Source organism: Cytophaga aurantiaca DSM 3654 (genome assembly GCF_000379725.1).
Classification (GTDB): Bacteria; Bacteroidota; Bacteroidia; order Cytophagales; family Cytophagaceae; genus Cytophaga; species Cytophaga aurantiaca.
This window is the reverse complement of sequence record NZ_KB903632.1, coordinates 16,953-36,020: the sequence shown is the minus strand read 5'-3', so window position 1 is coordinate 36,020 and position 19,068 is coordinate 16,953. Positions and strand designations below refer to the sequence as shown.

Annotated in this window: 14 protein-coding genes; 6 read left to right on the top strand and 8 right to left on the bottom strand. The window is 36.3% G+C overall.

The annotated features are described in order from the left end of the window. Positions 1-26 precede the first annotated feature (26 nt). From A3EE_RS0107765 to A3EE_RS0107755, 3 genes are all read left to right on the top strand, one after another. Complete coding sequence (locus A3EE_RS0107765) at positions 27-4,619, top strand: T9SS type A sorting domain-containing protein (RefSeq protein WP_018342880.1); 4,593 nt, start codon at positions 27-29, stop codon at positions 4,617-4,619. A 252-nt stretch (positions 4,620-4,871) separates the two neighbouring features. Further along, positions 4,872-5,426: a YeeE/YedE family protein gene (locus A3EE_RS0107760; protein WP_018342879.1), complete on the top strand. Its 555-nt coding sequence runs from the start codon at positions 4,872-4,874 to the stop codon at positions 5,424-5,426. A 108-nt stretch (positions 5,427-5,534) separates the two neighbouring features. Further along, a complete protein-coding gene (locus A3EE_RS0107755; RefSeq protein WP_018342878.1) occupies positions 5,535-5,945 on the top strand; it encodes a DUF6691 family protein in 411 nt (136 codons plus the stop codon). Positions 5,946-6,001: 56 nt separating this feature from the next. Here A3EE_RS0107755 and A3EE_RS0107750 read toward each other — a convergent pair whose 3' ends face one another. The 3 genes from A3EE_RS0107750 to A3EE_RS0107740 all read right to left on the bottom strand — a co-directional run bounded on the left by A3EE_RS0107750 (position 6,002) and on the right by A3EE_RS0107740 (position 9,722). Further along, the gene (locus A3EE_RS0107750; RefSeq protein WP_157446936.1) at positions 6,002-6,484 is read right to left on the bottom strand and encodes a hypothetical protein; all 483 of its coding nucleotides are present in this window, start codon (positions 6,482-6,484) and stop codon (positions 6,002-6,004) included. Positions 6,485-6,636: 152 nt separating this feature from the next. Then, positions 6,637-6,996: a hypothetical protein gene (locus A3EE_RS0107745; RefSeq protein ID WP_018342876.1), complete on the bottom strand. Its 360-nt coding sequence runs from the start codon at positions 6,994-6,996 to the stop codon at positions 6,637-6,639. Then, positions 6,996-9,722 (bottom strand): WG repeat-containing protein, encoded by a 2,727-nt coding sequence (locus A3EE_RS0107740; RefSeq protein ID WP_018342875.1) that lies wholly within the window; start codon positions 9,720-9,722, stop codon positions 6,996-6,998. Before A3EE_RS0107740 ends, A3EE_RS0107745 begins: the two co-directional genes overlap by 1 nt. Before the next feature lie 98 nt (positions 9,723-9,820). On the opposite strand from A3EE_RS0107740, the gene A3EE_RS0107735 reads away from it, so the two are divergent. Both A3EE_RS0107735 and A3EE_RS0107730 read left to right on the top strand, forming a co-directional pair. Beyond that, positions 9,821-10,441 (top strand): SGNH/GDSL hydrolase family protein, encoded by a 621-nt coding sequence (locus A3EE_RS0107735; RefSeq protein ID WP_018342874.1) that lies wholly within the window; start codon positions 9,821-9,823, stop codon positions 10,439-10,441. 17 nt (positions 10,442-10,458) lie between these two features. Beyond that, positions 10,459-11,469 carry a zinc-binding alcohol dehydrogenase family protein gene (locus tag A3EE_RS0107730; RefSeq protein WP_018342873.1) on the top strand — a complete coding sequence of 337 codons (1,011 nt, stop codon included), beginning with the start codon at positions 10,459-10,461 and terminating at the stop codon, positions 11,467-11,469. Between the two features lie 409 nt (positions 11,470-11,878). Here A3EE_RS0107730 and A3EE_RS0107725 read toward each other — a convergent pair whose 3' ends face one another. The 5 genes from A3EE_RS0107725 to A3EE_RS0107705 are packed head-to-tail and all read right to left on the bottom strand — an operon-like array spanning position 11,879 to position 16,996. Beyond that, positions 11,879-12,499 carry an ABC transporter ATP-binding protein gene (locus A3EE_RS0107725; RefSeq protein WP_018342872.1) on the bottom strand — a complete coding sequence of 207 codons (621 nt, stop codon included), beginning with the start codon at positions 12,497-12,499 and terminating at the stop codon, positions 11,879-11,881. Further along, positions 12,499-13,278, bottom strand: a complete 780-nt coding sequence (lpxA, locus tag A3EE_RS0107720; protein WP_018342871.1) for an acyl-ACP--UDP-N-acetylglucosamine O-acyltransferase — start codon at positions 13,276-13,278, stop codon at positions 12,499-12,501. The genes A3EE_RS0107725 and lpxA overlap by 1 nt, the downstream gene beginning before the upstream one ends. 2 nt (positions 13,279-13,280) lie before the next feature. Beyond that, a complete protein-coding gene (locus A3EE_RS0107715) occupies positions 13,281-14,669 on the bottom strand; it encodes a bifunctional UDP-3-O-[3-hydroxymyristoyl] N-acetylglucosamine deacetylase/3-hydroxyacyl-ACP dehydratase (protein WP_018342870.1) in 1,389 nt (462 codons plus the stop codon). 8 nt (positions 14,670-14,677) lie between these two features. Then, positions 14,678-15,727, bottom strand: coding sequence for a UDP-3-O-(3-hydroxymyristoyl)glucosamine N-acyltransferase (gene lpxD, locus A3EE_RS0107710; RefSeq protein WP_018342869.1), 1,050 nt, complete (start codon positions 15,725-15,727; stop codon positions 14,678-14,680). A 36-nt stretch (positions 15,728-15,763) separates the two neighbouring features. Continuing rightward, positions 15,764-16,996, bottom strand: a complete 1,233-nt coding sequence (locus A3EE_RS0107705) for an HD domain-containing protein (protein WP_018342868.1) — start codon at positions 16,994-16,996, stop codon at positions 15,764-15,766. 373 nt (positions 16,997-17,369) lie between these two features. Between A3EE_RS0107705 and porX the strand changes: the two genes are divergently transcribed. Further along, positions 17,370-18,926, top strand: coding sequence for a T9SS response regulator signal transducer PorX (gene porX, locus A3EE_RS0107700; protein ID WP_018342867.1), 1,557 nt, complete (start codon positions 17,370-17,372; stop codon positions 18,924-18,926). The last annotated feature ends 142 nt before the right edge of the window (positions 18,927-19,068 follow it).

Below are 19,068 nucleotides of genomic sequence, written 5' to 3'. Positions count from 1 at the left end.
ATTGTAATAAAAAATATTAAGACCTTATGTTTTCTAAACGCCTATATATTGTGCTTGCTTGTTTATTCGTTCTGGTAACGGATACTCTTGCAAATGTTAATGTTACTTCTGGTGGGAGTTTTAATTTATGTGTAGGAACTACTTATACAACAATTGGAAATATTACGATTGCAGAATCTGCTGCAACAGAATTTTCGATTTCAGGGAATGTACAAACATATGAAATCAATGCTCCATCCAACTTTGAGTTTAATCCTGGAAATGGCTCTGTTACTGCTACCGGGAATGATATTACTTTTTCTGCATTAACGGTTACGGCATCAAAAATTACACTTATTTATTTTATAAATGCTACTGCAACTACAGACAAATTTGTACTGAGTAATATTCAAATACGAGCAAATAGCCCCTCAGGTTCACAAAATTTAGTTCGTAGTGGTAATGCCATGCAAGTTGGAAATAATTCTGGCGATAATAAAGTGCATGCTGTTGTAACAAGTGCCGGCGCATATGTAAATCTTAATGCTACAGCTAAAATTGTTTGTTCAAATGGGTCGGATATTAATTTAAACGGTAGTCCGAATGGAGGTTCTTATTCCGTTTCTCCAGCATCTTCGGGATTAACAGGAAATACATTTAAGCCAAGTCAGGCAGGAGCAGGTTCATATATAATTACTTATGCTGCTACAGATAATGGATGTCCGGGATCAGATACTGTACATATTTTGGTTAAACCAATTCCGTCAGTTACTTTTTTTGGTTTGCCCAACTCCTGTTGTAGCGCTGATCAGGAAATTTTATTAACAGGCTTTCCAGCAGGAGGAACATTTTCAGGTAGTGGTATTGTGAATACAACTTTTTTTAATCCAACTAATGCTGGAGTTGGAACAAATAAATCTGTAACATATACCTATACAAATAATGGTTGTCAAGGCTCGTATACTCAGCAAACAACAATATTGCAATCTCCATCCGTTACAATAACTAGCCCTAGTGAGGCAAGTTATTTCAATACAGAAGATTCAATATTAATTACAGGGGATCAATCAAATCCAACTAATGGTGGAATAATTACTGTAACTGGAAATGGAGTTTCAACGAACTCGTTAGGCGTTTCTCGATTTTATCCAAATGTAATTGGGGAAGGAACATCAACCATTACAAGAACATTAGAAGCTCCCAATGGTTGTATTGCAACAAAAACAAAAACTATCAATGTGTCTAAGCCAAGTGGAGGAGTAATAAACGGATTAGGCACCTATTATTGTCCTACATCTTCTGATGTAACTATGTCAATACCAAATGGTATTGGCAAATATACATGCGTTGAATATTTTACTAATGCGGATTATTCATCATTAATGATTTATGATCCGTTTAATGACAATGGAATTGGTACATTTAAGCCGTCAAATGCTCCTGTTTTGGGAACATATTATATGATTGTATTTACTGATCCTACTAAAGGTAAAACCATTTCATATGTATATGTAATCGATAAGCCAGTCATTAAAATTAATAATTTAGCTCCTCAATATTGTAAGTCAGATTCTTTAGTTGTATTGTCTGCTTCTGTAAATCGTACAGGAAGTGGTATTAGTTTTTTTGGTGATGGCGTGTCGAATAATAAATTTTCATCGAAAAATATTCCAGACAATACGTATGCTAAGATGAATGCAACATATACGGATAGTTATGGTTGTACAGTTTCTGTTCTTGATTCAACATTGGTGTTATCACTTCCTAAAAATGTTGGATTTTCAGGAGTTAAATCTTCATATTGTGTCTCCGAAGTTCCAGCAACTATTGTAGTTAATGCGAATATAATACCTGCTGGAGGTAAAGGCTATTTCAATAATATTGTTGATACAAATAGTCTTAATAAACCGATATTTAAACCATCTAAGCTTGCTGATACTGAATTAGATTCGAAAAAATATCTAATTACATATACTTATCAGTCTCCTCAAGGCTGTATTAATAGCTTTACATTTGAAACAACAGTTAATAAACTTCCAGAAGTTCATTTGTTCGGTCTTACAAATAACAGTACTAGTGCTGCGTATTGTTTTGGTAGTTCTGATGTAAGTTTAAATGGTTCTCCAAGTGGAGGGGCTGTTTCTATAACAGCAAAAGTGCAAGCATCTATTATAAAAAATCCATTGCAACAATCACCATTGAAATTTTTACCGTCAAATGGAAATCCTGATACATATTATCTAAAATATACATACGAAGATGCGAATCAATGTACCAATTCAATTATCGATACTGTTGTTATAAATTCATTGCCATTAGTATATTTTACAGGACTTAAACCTAAGTATTGCGACAAAGATTCGATCGCTGAATTAAACCCTTTTCCTCTTCCTTCTACTGGGCTGTCTGGAGGATTTTCAAGTAATCCTATTTCAAGTGCAATTGCGGGTTCAAAATTTATCCCGGATTTAGCAGGAGTAGGACAGCATTTTATCACCTATACTTTTAAGGATTTAAATGGTTGTAGTGAAGATTCAACGATATCTACAATTGTTTTTGGTAAGCCTGAACCAGACTTTAGTTTGTCTACTGTTTGTGAAAAAGATATTATTCGTTTTAGAGACTCATTTACTACTTTTAATTCAGGCTCAGGTGTTTCCTCAAGTATAATTAATAAATGGATTTGGGAGATTGATTCTAAAAATTTCATAAAGAAAGATTTAGATACAAATTTATCTGCAGGAAGCCATAGTATAAACTATACAACAATAACAAGTCAGGGATGTCAAAATGTAGAAAAGAAAATAATTACAATAGGCTCATATCCAAAAATAAACTTTACTTGGGATGAAATCTGTAATCAGCAAAATACACAGTTCAAGAATTTATCCAGTATTGTAGTTGGAAACATTGATACAATTCGCTGGGACTTTTCAAATGGAACGTCTTCAGGAAATATTATCAGATCTACTGTTACAGATCCTTTGTTTGGAAATATAAACCATCAATTCAGCGGACCTGGTATTTACGAAGTATCTTTAGAGGCAGTGTCTGATTACAAATGTAAAGCTAAACTTTCTCAAAATGTTTATATACTTCCAGCAAAGGTGCTGGGTCCTAATACACCTTATGTAAATGATTTTCAAGCAGACGGTGGTGGCTGGGTTTCAAGCAGTGTAGCTGATACTGTATCGACATGGATTTGGGGACAGCCTTCTAAATCAGTAATTAAAACAACTGCAAATAATTTTTGGGTGACAGGCCTGACGGGCTCTAATAAACCACTTGAGCAGTCCTATGTTTATAGTCCGTGTTTTAGTATGGATAGTTTAACGCGTCCCATGATTACATTGGATATCTGGAATGCGACTCTTGATAAACTTAATGGTGCAGCATTACAATATTCATACGATGGTAAAGTTTGGGAAACATTAGGGAAAAATGAAAAGGGAATAGGGATTAACTGGTATGATGACTTCGGGATTGCAGGAAATCCAGGTGAACAGAGTGTCGGTCAGTATGGATGGTCTTACATGGATAGCGTAGGTTTTAAGAATGCGCGTTATACATTAGACAATGAGATTGCTTCAAATAAAAATATTCGTTTTAGGGTAGCTTTTGGTTCTACTAAAAATGTTTCAGATGGATTCGCATTTGACAATATATGGATAGGCGAAAGAACTAAAATGTTATTAATAGAACAATTTACCAATAATGCTTATCCGGTAACAAAGGTTGAAAATGAAATGTTTTATTCAAAAATAAACCAGTATCCATTAGATGTTGTTGGACTGCAGTATCACGTTGGTTACTCATTGCCTGATCCTTTCTATAATCGTAATACGGCTGATCCAGGAGCAAGATCATTATTTAATGGGGTGTCAATTATTCCTTATGCAGTTGTGAACGGTTCAGAATCTGTAGGGCATCCAGCAACTGTTTTACAGGATACAACAATTATAAAAGCAATTTTAAAAGATCCTGGATTTAAGATTAAAATTGACCCAACATTTACTTCTTCAACAATCACTGGAACAGTAAATATTACTGCAAATATTCCTGTTTCAAATCCGGTGACATTATACATATCTGTTTTGGAACGTTATGTTAGTAATGTAACCGGTATTAATGGAGAAACCAATTATCAATGGGTACATGCAAAATTTCTTCCGGATGCAGCAGGTACAGGTTTTTCAACTACATGGGCGAAAAATAGTAGCGCTACGATTACTTTTGATTGTGACTATTCAAATGCGGGAATATATGATCCGAATAAACTTGCCATGATCGCCTTCGTACAAGACAACGTTACAAAAGAAATTTATCAAGTGGCTTATAAAGGTTTGGGTTCAACAGTTACGACTCCAATCTTCGATCCTACTGAAGTAAGCTCAACTGTGACCTTGTATCCGAATCCGGCGAATGATCTTACTACGGTTATTTTAAACGGTAAACTTTCAGGAGAATACAATTGGGTAATTGTAGATGAGCTTGGCAGAACAGTAGGACAAGGTACATTGAAGGATGGTACAGATGGCTTTACAATCAATACACAAAGCTATGCAAATGGTTTCTACACCTTACGCATTAGCAATAGCAACGATGGTGTCAAGACACAGAAGTTTGTAGTGTTGCATTAAGTTTATTTTAAAAGTATATTGTATGAAAATCCTAAGCTTCAATTGAGGCTTGGGATTTTTTATTTTTGGGAATTATATAACATCTGTTTGGTGTTATATACTGAAAATACAGGAAGTGGATTTGTAATCTATATAAAGGGAATCATACCAGTAAATAATCCTACACGAAACACAACTTGTCACTGTAAATGAATATTTTCGTAAAAGTACCTGTGTTCTTAAAGTGGCTTTCTTAAAACATATTACATCATTATGGAATTTATAACTCAACCCTGGCCCTGGTATATTTCGGGTCCTTTACTAGGACTGATGGTGCCCTTGTTATTATTTATAACAAACAAACAATTTGGAGTGTCTTCAAACTTCAGGCACATCTGTGCAATGTTTGCTCCCAAGTCTATTAAGTTCTTTGATTACGATTGGAAAAAAGAGATCTGGAATCTGGTATTGATCCTTGGTACGGTTGCGGGTGCATGGGTTGCACATACCTATTTGAATCCTACCGTTGGTGTGGGAGACGATACCTATGCGATCTTAAATCAGCAAGGCGTTCATCAGTTTGATGGATTGGCACCGGCAGATATTTTCTCGTGGGAAGGATTATTTACACTGAGAGGGTTCATCATGATTATCATTGGTGGTTTCTTAGTAGGCTTCGGTACTCGTTATGCAAATGGCTGTACATCCGGTCACGCGATCATGGGCTTGTCATTACTAAGCGTTAATTCATTGATCGCCGTAGTAGGCTTCTTCATCGGCGGACTGTTCATGACGTATCTGATCCTGCCTTACGTACTAGCAATGTGAAATAGAGAACGCTGGCGCAAGCATTTGCTTGTGCTTTATATTATTTGAAAGGCACAAGCAAATGCTTACGCCAGCTGATAACTAGAAACAATCAACTCGCAACTAACTATGAAGTATATAAAATTCTTTCTCATCGGTATCTACTTTGGCATTGTATTGACCAAAGCAGAAGTAATCTCCTGGTTCCGTATTCAGGAGATGTTTCACTTTCAAAGCATACACATGTTTGGTATTATAGGTTCTGCTGTTGTTATCGGAGCTATCTCTGTTTTTCTTATTAAGAAATTTAATTTGAAAAGTTTTGGCGGAGAAGATATCCGTTTGATCAGCAAAGAATATCACAAAGGTCTATTGCCTGGAGGAATTATCTTTGGCTTAGGCTGGGCATTGACAGGCGCATGTCCCGGACCGTTGTTCGCTCTTGTAGGGAATGGGGTAGAGGTAATGCTGGTTGCGATTGTTTCAGCAATAGCAGGCACGTTTGTATATGGACTTATTAAAGAAAAATTGCCTAGTTAATGCGCTGGCGCAAGCATTCGCTTGTGCCTACTCGTGAACAAATATTTTAATCTGGTCTATTCTTTCATTCGAATGCTATACAACGAAGTTTTAGACCTGTCATACATATCCGGATGTTGAACAATTATTTCGATGGAATCCGGATGGTTTTTAATAATTTTAATGGATTGAATGGATTGATCATTGTTTATCGGTTCTTCACCTTCATCAGGTTGATATCTTTTTTCGATCATTCCTTTTTTAACAAATAAAGATGGAAATGTTTTTGGTGCCATAATCCCATTAAATGTTTGTTGAAGTCGGCATGTATCATCTTCGTAATAAATGTCGTCTTTGAAGGTAGTTAATGTGTGATACGTGTAAGCTGCAAATGACGGTACTGAAAAGGCGCAGATTCCAATAAGTATGTAATTTAATGCCGGCTTAAGGAATTCCTTTTTTCGTAATAAATAAAATGGAATGCCCGTTCCAACTGTACAAATAAAAATAATCGAAGTGGAATCATACCCTCTGAAGGAAAGGCCATAAAAATAAAGCACTATGGAAATAAGTAGTAATACCAGCGGTACAAGATGGATGATTAAAAGTATCTTTGAAACCTTATTTGCAGCGCACCACTGATTTTTTAGAATAAGATATCTTAGTCCAAAGAAAACGAATAATATGACAAACCAGTAAAGTAAAAACATAATCAAAGTTTCCTCCACAACACCTCTACAATATTTATGTGGTGCCATAATTTTAAAAAGATACCATAGCAGATTACAAGCCCGATTAAAAACGCGATAATCAATCCCGGGATACCACCGGTGATTGCACTTTTTGTTTTCTTGAAAAAGTTTTTTGAAATGAATTCTGATAGGCCGCTAAGCAATGTAAAGATCGGATAATAAATCACTACAATAATACCCATTTGAATAGCTGTTAATTTGTAGGGATCTCTGTAACCTGTGTGAATGTTTAAGTAATTCTTTGCTACGGTAGATACAATTTCAGCAATGAATATGGTTAATATAAAGACGAAAAATTTTGTAAGGTTTTTTGAATTCATTACTTTATAGAGTTACGGTAAAGTAATGAAATATAAACAGATTTTTTGAAATAAATCATCAATTCAGAATATGGAATTAGTGCCTCTATTTCTTGCTCTTCAAAATTATTATACTCATACCGCTCATCCTTAAAATAAAAACGAAGGCCTTCTTTCTCAAATTGATATCCTTTAGTCAATTCAATAATATTATCTCTGTCTGTGCAGGGCAATTGAATATCTTCCAATGAATCCAGATGTATATTAATTAACGCACTTAGTAAAGCTTTATATTGTGGATGATTGGTTATGTCTGCCAGAGAAAGCTGTTTTAACTGATTTGTATTAGTGATCGTATATTGTTTATTATCGTGTATAATCTCGGAAGCATATCTGTTCCAATACTCTCTTCTAAATCTGATTTCTGCGAAGGAAGCAGAATGTATTACAGCGTAAATAATTTCACTTGTACTTGTATTAATGTTTGAGTTTCCGTAGTAATATTCTTCATATTCATCGTCTTTAGACTCTATTACATTAGTTACATAATCATTTGTATATAACACAGGAATATTTTCTGTGTCTTCATACATATATATATTGTTGAATGAAAGCTTCTGATCATTGCAATACCACCACAAGATCTCATTGTTGAGTGAATGGCTTAATGGATTAGATGTAGCTGTAGTGTAAAATTCAATTGTGATCTCATAGTCTACAAAATCTTCGTAGGATAAGCCTGCGAAAGTCTGGGACTGCATCTGAATAACTGATCGCTCATCTAATATATAACCTAATGGTTTTTTAGTCGGACGAATCAGCCATGCACCATCTCTGAAATATCCCCAATTGTAATTGCGTTCAATTGCAATGATATTTTCTGGAAGTATACTGATTCCGGTAACAGAATCAATGCGCATATCATGTATGTATAAATCCAAATGCGTTGAATTTGTATAATTTTCTTCCATCATACATAAATACATACTGTCGTTAAGTGCGGCGATCTTTTCATACACAAAAGGTATTACAGGTAGTAAGGTGCTACAGTCGAGTACACCTGTTTTATAAACTTCTTCAATCACATCGGATACCCGAACACGCACAATGGTGTTTTTTTCTAAGGATAGTGAAACCGGATATGCAAAATCATACAGACTTTTTAATTCTTCGTTACGATCAATCAATCGTAGCTCGGTACTATCGATGTGCTGTGCCCAGCAATAATCATGTTCAGGGTCGTACCCGCTAAGTGCAGTATATACTGGCTGTATAAGTATATCACCTTCACTGTTTTTTATTCCGAATAAATTTTCTTCAGACATGAAAATGAAAGAAGAATCTGAAAATGGATTCTGTTCAATAAAAAGATATTCCGGTTCAATGACCACTTCTCCGTTTCGAGACATAATACCAAAACGCTCCTCATTCAGAATAGATGTACTGTATTGATCCGTTTCAAATGGGAAGATCATATCGTAAGCAGGAGGAAGAATATAGTTGAGACTTGTTGAAAGAAATCCGTATTTCTCATTTGCATACAGCCGTATATCTGTTTCCATTTCATACCCATCACCCGTTGTATGCTCCTTTAAAGAATCTATAATTATAATACTAACTGAGCTGTCATTCCAGATGTTTACAATAAGGGGGAGTTGCTCTTCGTAATAGGCGGAATGTGGGGTCTCTTCATCGGGTTTAAATAAACTCGAGGGAAAACAAATGTTTTTATATTGTTTTTTATTAAGAATTACCCCTTCATTGCTTGATACATGAATGCCTTTGTCTTGATATAGTAAATATATATTATTCCATTCTAAATGTGTAATACTGTCATAGATGCATGGTAATCCTAATGTTCCATCTGCTTTTAATATTCCAAATTTTTTATTTTTAGAAATGATATATAGATTCTTTTCAACAAGCACTGTATCTATATACGGGTATGGTTTGCGGTTTAACTTTTTACCAGTGAGACTATATACATCGTATCCTTTATTATTCACATTACGCATAACAAGAATAGGATGACTGTATGAATTTGAATACAGTGCAGAATATGAAAAAGGAATGGCAATTTTTCCGGTTTTATCGATCATGCCATAGCGATCATGCTTTCTTACTAAATAATGATTTTCGCCTTCCAGAGATATCCAGTTATAGAAATCTTCGCTTATAAATGCATTTTTTTGTAAATCGTATAAGCGCAGAGAATCATTGTTATAAGGCCCATGATGAACGATTGCTACCTGGGTGTATACGTTATTATTAATGTGGTATACATTGTCAAATACAATTTTTTCATTGAAGGCTAATCCGTAATACGCTCCTTTTTGAAAAATAACATAACTGTTTTTATATTGTGTAATAGGGTACAGGAAATTCTTGTAATGAACTTTTTTATCTGTAACATCAAATATTGAATAGGTGCTGTCATTTTTTAATAGATAATAATTTTCACGATAATAAACTACAATCTGATCATAGATCAATGGTAGGATAAATGTGCCAGTTGTATCCAGTAATCCAGTTTTGTCTCCGTTTCCTACGACTGCATAGTTTTTATCAGAGAATTCTTCCGCATATACATATTGTGCCGGCACAATCCATTCTCCTGCTTCATTCGTATATCCATATAAACAGGTTTTGTTATCTTTTAAAAGATGTAATTGCGCATAAGCTTTTGTATGAATACAGCATACCAAAACAGCGAAAGAAATAAAAAATACAATTCGTTTGAAGTTCATCTTAAAAGTGAAATAACTGAGCCTAAAAATACATTAGATTTATGATTTTAAAAACGATACATATTGTAATTCTGTTGCTACTATCCTTATCTTGCAAAATGAAAGATGAAAGCAGTGAAATCAAACCTGTTGAACCGATTCGCTATTTAGCATTAGGTGATTCCTACACCATCGGAGAAAGCGTTCCGGCGGATCAGAATTTCCCGAGACAATTAGTTGATACATTAAAATCAAACGGGAAGGCGGTTTCATCATATAAAATTATTGCCCAAACGGGCTGGACAACCACAAGTTTAAAGAGGGCGATTGAGGTTTCCGGTTTAAAAGATACATTCAATCTGGTTTCTCTTTTGATCGGAGTAAATAATCAATATCAAAGCAAAAGCATTGAAGAATATAAAGAAGAATTTGTAGAGCTTGCAGAACGTGCTATACAATTTGCCGGAGGTAAAAAGGAAAATGTTTTTGTTGTGTCCATTCCGGATTATGGTTACACTCCTTTTGGTAAAAGTAATCAAATGGCAATATCACAACAAATTGATTTATTTAATGCGGCTAATAAACACTTGTCAGACTCCTTAGGCTTGAGGTATTGCAATATTACTCCGATATCCAGAAGAGGTTTGAGCGAGCCGGATCTTGTTGCCGGAGACGGTTTGCATCCTTCTGCTAAGATGTACAAGGAATGGGTTCAACTAATTATGAATGATAAATTATAAATTTTTATAAAATACCCATGAAAGCAATTGGATTTAAACGCTCATTACCAATAACAGAAGCGGATAGCTTTATCTTATTTGAAATTGAAAAACCTGTAGCAACAGAAAGAAATCTATTGGTGAAGATCGAAGCGATATCGGTCAATCCGGTTGATTTTAAAGTACGACAAAACAGTGCAAAAGAAATAGAGCTAACCACTCCTAAGGTGATTGGTTGGGATGCTGTTGGTATTGTCGAAGAAATTGGAAGTGCAGTGACGCTATTCAAAAAAGGAGATAAAGTATTTTATGCAGGGGATCTTACAAAGCCGGGTTCAAATGCCGAATATCAATTGATCGATGAACGTATTGTTGGCCTAGCTCCTAAAAGCATTACTACTGCTGAAGCTGCAGCTTTGCCTTTAACGGCTTTAACGGCCTGGGAAATAGTATTTGACCGTATCCGTATAGGTGAAAGAGATAAAGGTAAAAGCATACTCATCATTGGCGGTGCAGGTGGTGTAGGTTCCATAGCTATACAATTGGCGAAAAAAGTAGCCGGATTACATGTGATTGCCACTGCTTCCAGACCTGAAACCATACAATGGTGTAAAGATCTTGGTGCAGATCATGTAGTGGATCACAAGGATCTTGTAAATGAACTGGTAAAGATCGGGTTTAAGCAGGTTGATTTTATTCTGGACTTCGTGGATGTGAATGCCTATTGGGATGCAATGGCAGAGCTTATAAAGCCTCAGGGACATATCGCATCGATCACAGGCTCTGCAACTCCCGTTGCATTAAATAAGTTGAAGAATAAAAGCGTAAGCTTTTCATGGGAGCTGATGTATACACGCTCCATGTTCAATACGGAAGATATGATTGAACAGCATGTAATTCTAACAAAGATCGCAGAGCTGATCGATCAAAAAGAAATTAAAACTACCTTAAAGCAAGTATTAAAAGGCTTCACCGTAGAAAATATCAAACAGGCACATGCTATGTTAGAGAGCGGAAAGACTATTGGAAAAATTGTGATTGAATTATGAATTAGGTACTCTGAAGTATGAGTTAAGTATGAGTTAAGTATGAAGGAAGTATGCCGATAGTATGCGTTAAGTATGAATGTAGTATGAGGATAGTATGAACATAGTATGAACATACTATCAGGGATGCATGAACATAGTATGGTATAAGTCAGTCATAAGTATGAGATATGTATGAAGCAAGTATGAAGTATGTATAGCAATACTATTCAACGCTATTGACAATCACATTTCTTACCTAATCACTAATCAACCCGCTGTTGTGCCAACGGCCGACAGCCCTGTACCCTCAAAGTTGAAATGTCTTGATTACTCCCGCAGAGAAATCTGCTAGTTGAGCTTTTTGCAGCCGTTTGGAATCCCACCCAAAAGCGGGACAGGTTATAGTTTTTTGTTATTTGGAATTTGAAAATTACGCTGATTGATAATCAGAAATTTTCAGTATCTGTCCAGCAAACGCATACTCCTCCGGTATATTCGACGCTACAACAATCGTTTTCTTTCCGATCAACTTGTTGATTTCACTTAAATACCACTTGCTTCCTTGCTCATCCAGATTGCTGGTTGGTTCATCTAAGAAAAGGAGAGGAGTGTCCGATAACAACGCCAGTCCAAGCTTTACACGCTGCTTCATGCCCGAAGAAAAATGGCGTATCTCTTTATTCTGCCCTTTGTTGATGCCGCAGTATTCTGCAAAAGGTTTACTGTCTTTTATGGAAAGTTGTTTGAAAGACTGATGAAATTGCAGCATCTCCGCAAGAGTCATTTCTTCTATGATCTCCTGATATGGGGAAACGTAAGAGATCAGTTTGTATGTTTCAGTATCATCTGCTTTCTCCATACCTGAAAAAAAAGAAACCGTACCAATGCTTGGTACGGTTAATGAACTTAATACTTGTAGTAAAGTAGACTTTCCAGATCCGTTAGAACCCGTAATTGCAAGCGTTGAGCAGCTTTCAACAGAAACAGAAACATTCTTGAATATCCAATCTCTGTTGTATCGTTTGCCGATATTGCTTGCAACTATTTTCACTAGTCGCCGATACCTTTCATGATACCTCTGTCAGAGTTACGCATGAAGTTTATGATCTCATCTAATTCTTTAGAAGGAGAGAAGTTTACCTCAAGATGATTTAATGCCTGAGAGTTGTTAAACCCTTTTAAATAAATTACACGATATATATCTTGAATTTCGTTGATCTTTTCGTTTGAAAAACCACGGCGTCTTAAACCTACAGAGTTGATACCGCAGTAGCTCAATGGCTCACGACCGGCTTTCGTATATGGCGGAACGTCTTTACGAACAAGAGAACCTCCTGATACCATAACGTGTGCTCCGATTTTACAGAACTGGTGAATCGCACTTGCACCACTGATGATTGCATAATCATCGATGATCGCGTGACCGGCAACCTGTACTGCGTTTGCAAGAATACAGTTGTCACCAACGATACAATCGTGTGCAATGTGCACGTATGCCATTAACAGACAGTTGCTGCCAACTACTGTTTTGAATTTATCTTTTGTTCCGCGGCTGATCGTAACACATTCTCTGATTACCGTATTGTCGCCAATAATAGTAAGTGTTTCTTCACCTTCGAATTTCAAATCCTGAGGTAGGGTTGAAATAGAAGCACCAGGGAAAATTTTACAATTTTTGCCAATGCGCGCACCTTCCATGATGGTTACATTCGGACCGATCCATGTACCCTCACCAATTTCAACATTCTTATGAATGGTTGTAAAAGGTTCGATCACAACATTCTGTGCAATCTTAGCTTCCGGATGTATATATGCTAATGGTTGATTCATGCTTATTTCTTTTTAACAATGCTTGCTGTTAAACTTGCTTCACAAACTAAATTTCCACCAACATAAGCTTGGCCTTGCATTTTAGCTATTCCACGTTTTATAGGTGCTGTTAATTCACATTTGAAAATTAATGTGTCGCCAGGAACAACCATACGGCGGAATTTTGCGCTTTCAATACTTAAGAAATACGTCCAGTAATTTTCAGGATCCGGTACTGTTTGCAATACAAAGATACCGCCCGTCTGAGCCATTGCTTCTATTTGCAATACACCAGGCATTACAGGATTTCCAGGGAAGTGACCTTCAAAGAAAGGCTCATTGATTGTAACATTCTTAACACCAATAATCATATTTTCGTCAAGGTGTACAATTTTATCAACCAATTTGAATGGGTATCTGTGAGGAAGAATTTTGTAGATCTGATTTACATCCAATACAGAAGGCTGTGTAACATCATAATGCGGAGCTTTCTGACGAGAGTCCATCATTACGCGTTTGATTTTTTTAGCAAAGGCTACGTTTGAAGCATGACCCGGGCGAGCCGCCATGATCTGTGCTTTAATCGGTCTGCCTACTAATGCTAAGTCACCTACAACATCCAATAGTTTATGTCTTGCCGGTTCGTTTTTATAACGTAAGTCGATGTTATTAAGAATACCTTCTTTTTTAACTTCAACTTTATCTTTACCAAATAATTTTGCAAGGCTTTCTAATTCATCGTCGTTTACAACTCTGTCTACAACTACGATAGCATTATTCAAATCACCGCCTTTAATAAGATTTTGTTTGTGCAGCATTTCCAATTCATGCAAGAAGCAGAAGGTGCGGCAAGAAGCAATCTCTTTTTCAAACTGTGTAATGCTGTTCAATGTAGCATGCTGACTGCCAAGTACAGGGGAGTTGTAATCAACCATCACTGTAACGCGATAGTCATCTAATGGCAATGCTGCTAATTCAATATTTTTTTCTGCATCGTGGAAGAAGATACCGTGCGGTACTTCAAAAAAGTTTCTTAATGCATTTTGTTCTTCTAATCCAATAGCACTGATAGCTTCAATAAACGGCAGCGAACTTCCATCCATGATTGGGATTTCAGGGCCATCCAATTCAATAAGTATATTGTCGATCTGTAATCCTACTAAAGCTGCTAAAGCGTGTTCAACGGTATTGATACGCGCGCCGTTTTTTTCTATGGATGTTCCTCTTGATACGTCTACTACATTATCAACATCGCATTCTACTGTAGGTTGATCGGGTAAATCAACGCGCTTGAATAAAATTCCGTGATTGATGGGAGCTGGGACAAAAGTAAGATTAACTTGGGCGCCTGTATGTAAGCCTACGCCTGATACCTTAACAGGCGCTTTAATAGTGTGTTGTTTCGTATACATCTAAGTGATTACAATTCCTTAATAACGGACAAATTTAGTATTTTTTCTTCCAATTCCTCAATTCGTCTCTGTAATGTGGGAAGTTTTCTATAAATCGAGAAGGATTTTAGGAAATCCAGTTTTTCAATGGCAGGAGAGCCTAATAAGGTAGTTCCTTCTTCTGAAATCGTGCGACCAATGCCTGCTTGCGCAGCAATGGTAGTTTTATTAGCAATTTTAATGTGACCGATAATGCCAACCTGTCCGGCAATGATGCAGTTTTCGCCAATGGTTGTTGATCCTGAAATACCTGCCTGAGCAGCTATAACCGTATTTTTACCTACTTTAACGTTATGTGCAATCTGAATCAGGTTGTCGATTTTAACGCCATCGTAAATAATCGTAGAGCCCATTGTAGCACAATCAATAACTGTGTTTGCGCCTACATCAACGTGGTTGCCGATAATTACGTTCCCGATCTGCGGAATTGTTTTGTATGTACCATCTGCCTGTGGAGCAAATCCAAAACCATCACTGCCTATAACAGCACCAGACTGTATGGTAACGTGGTGTCCCAGTTCACAGTTTGTATATATTTTAACACCTGCATAAAGCGTTGTATTATCTCCAATTATAACATTGTCACCAATGTATACCTGAGGATAGATTTTTACATTATTTCCGATCTTGCAGTTGTTGCCAATGTATGCGAATGCACCAATATAATGGTTGGTACCAATCGTTGATTTGTTTCCGATAAAACTCGGTTCTTCTTTGCCATTTTTAGAAGCAAGCAACGCTTGTTGATACGCTTCTAAAATTGTTGTAAAGCTTGAATATGGGTCTTCGACTAGAATTAATGATGTAGTTACAGCTGTTTTAGGCAAAAAGTCTTTCTTTACAATCACAGCGCTTGCCTGTGTAGAGTATATAAAGTTTTCGTATTTGGGATTAGATAAAAATGAGATACTTCCTGGATTTGCTTCTTCAATTTTCGCAATAGAATTGACTTTAGCTTTACCGTCTCCCTTTACTTCACCTCCAAGTAGGTGTGCTATTTCCTCTAAAGTAAACTCCATTTGGCTGTTTTTATCTATTTTATGTACAGTTATTCCTTACAAATATACATTTTTTGGACAGCAAATATAATGTTTAGTTACTATTTTGCTTAGAGCTTGAATGTTGGGTAAGTCAGAAGCATACGCTACATCCAAAATCTCCTTATTCTTCATTTTTACCTTAATTTGAGCATCTTCAGGAAGGTAAGCCGCATTGCTTATTGTTCCTAGAAGCAGAAAGTATTCCAGGTCTTCTTCTGAAATTGGCATAGAATCAAGCAGTTGTTTTTTATACTGCTCTTTTTGAATCGGTGAAAAAGAATCCGGCTGTATCTGAACAGAAAATAGCTTCCTGTTTAAGAGCATATTACAGATGGTTACCAAAATGTAATCGTTCTCTTCAGACCACTGTTTGATCGCATACCATAGGTCGATATCATCCAATTTTAAAAAAGCAGACAAGAGCTCATCTTTTTCAATCAGTTGTTCAAAAGAGATCTCAGTTTCAAGAAAGACTGATAAATAGGGCGGTTTAAATGATAACTCATTTTTACGGATCAAATGCTTGGCTCTTTTGATGATCGAAACGATCATATTCTCTGCACTCACTGTTGTTTTGTGCAGATAAACTTGCCAATACATAAGCCTGCGTGCCGTTAAAAAATTCTCAATACTATAAATGCCTTTTTCTTCAACAATCAGTTCGTCATTATGCAGATCAAGCATTTTGATCAAACGGTCTGCACCGATTGTGCCTTCAGATACTCCTGTAAAAAAGCTGTCTCTGCTTAAATAATCCATGCGGTCCATGTCTAGCTGACTTGAAACAAGCTGGTGCAGAAAGGTCCGATGATAGGTATTGGTAAAAATAGAGATTGCAAGACTTAATTTATTATCAAACTCTTTGTTTAAACTTTCCATAATGAATTTGGAAAGCTCTTCGTGTTTGATATTTGATAACAAGGAATATTCTAATGCATGCGACAATGGTCCATGTCCGATATCGTGAAGCAGGATCGCAAGCTGCGCCCCTTCAAATTCTTCGGGAGAAATTGCATGCCCTTTACTTTGTAGCGATTTCAATGCTTCCGTCATTAAGTGCATGGCACCTAAGGCATGATGAAAACGAGTATGAATGGCTCCGGGATAAACCATTTCAGTAAGACCCAACTGCCGTATCCTTCTCAGCCGTTGAAAGTAAGGATGTTGTATTACTTCAAAAAGCAATTCCGTTGGTATATTTATAAATCCCCAAACAGGATCGTTTACTACTTTCTTCTTATTGATCATATGGATATTTAATACTTCAAAATACTTCTTTTATTTTGACGATTCAAAGGAATTAAAAGTTTCTATTTAGAGATATGAACTTGGCAACAACTACAGGTAACAATAAGGATTAATCCCGTAGGGATGAAATATCTGTAGTAAGAAGTAAGCCGTCAGTTAAAATTACGCGCGGAGCTCCGGGAGGAGCGACTAATAAAGATTATGTATATCGTCCCGATGGGACTCGTACGATTTTAATACATATATACATTTTGCTACAGATATTTCATTCCTACGGGATTAAAGAATTTCTCTTTAATTTACTTTCTATCCACATACCGAATATTAAAACCAAACGTTTGTATATTGAATCATTCATTTAGAAAACACACTCATGCAAAAATATCATATTCTTTGGGCAGATGACGAAATTGATCTGTTAAAACCACACATTATTTTTTTAAACAACAAAGGATATGAAGTAACAACTGTGACAAATGGACTTGATGCATTGGAGCTTTCAAATAAGCAGCTGTTCGATATTGTTTTTTTAGATGAGAATATGCCTGGTCTGAGTGGATTAGAAACACTGGTTAAGATAAAAGAAGTACGCCCATTGGTTCCTATTGTCATGATCACGAAGAACGAAGAGGAGCACATCATGGAAGAAGCGATCGGTTCAAAGATTGCGGATTATCTGATCAAGCCGATCAACCCCAATCAGATCTTGATGTCGATCAAAAAACTGCTGCAGAATAAAGAACTGGTAAGTGATAAGACCACGTCTTCATACAGACAGGAGTTTGCTGCGATCAGTATGAGCATCAGCGATAAATTAGATTACACCGAATGGGTTGAGTTGTACAAGAAGATAGTGCGTTGGGAAATCGAGATCGATGCAGTAGGAGATGCAGGCTTAAAAGAAATTCTATTGTCTCAGAAATCAGAAGGCAATCAGCAGTTCTTTAAAACGGTAAAAAATAACTATGAAGATTGGATCAATGAATCCTCTGAAAATAAACCGGTATTCTCACATACTGTTTTCAGAAAAAAGATTCTGCCAATCGTAAAACAGGAAAAAGTATTTGTGTTATTGATCGATAATTTACGCTACGATCAATGGAAAGTATTAGAACCCTTGATTGCTGAATCGTATAAGACTGCAACAGAAGAGTTGTATTATTCGATCCTGCCTACAACAACCATGTATGCACGTAATGCTTTTTTTGCAGGCATGATGCCTTCAGAAATTGAAAAGAAACATCCGGGTTTTTACAACGGCGATGAAGAAGAGCTGGGTAAAAATAATATGGAAGAAGAATTGCTGCGCGATCAACTTAAGAAAAACGGATTGGATATAAAATTCTCTTATCAGAAGGTTACGAATCTGAATCAAGGAAAAGCGTTATGCGATGGTATTAAAAACATTCTGGACAATCCATTGAATGTTGTGGTATATAACTTTGTCGATATGCTTTCGCATGCACGTTCGGACATGGAAGTGTTGAAAGAACTAGCTCCGGATGAATCAGCTTATAGATCTATCACCGCAAGCTGGTTTAAGCATTCGCCTTTACAGGAACTGATTCAGATCTTAAGTCATAAAAAGATCAAGCTGGTGATTACAACAGATCACGGAACCATTCGGGTAAGTAAGGCACATAAGATCATTGGCGACAAAACAACCAATACAAACATGCGCTATAAAGTTGGAAAAAATTTGGGTTTTGACGCTTCAAACTATTTGATGGAAATTAAAAAGCCTGAGAAGATCTTTTTACCAAAGACAAACATGTCAGATGCCTACGTGTTTGCCGGCGATGAATTATTCTTTGTGTACCCAAATAACTATCAAAAGTTTGTTCAGATGTTTAAAGATACTTTCCAACATGGTGGTATTTCAATGGAAGAAGTGCTGATTCCATTTATCGTGTTGGAACCGAACAGGTAGTTACGAGGCGCTAGTTACTAGTTGCCAGACGATAAAAGGAGTATAAAGTACGGAGTACAGATTACTAAGTACAAAAAAAGGAAAGAGATATCTCTTTCCTTTTTTATTTCCTCGTCTTAGTACTCTGTACTCCGTACTTTAT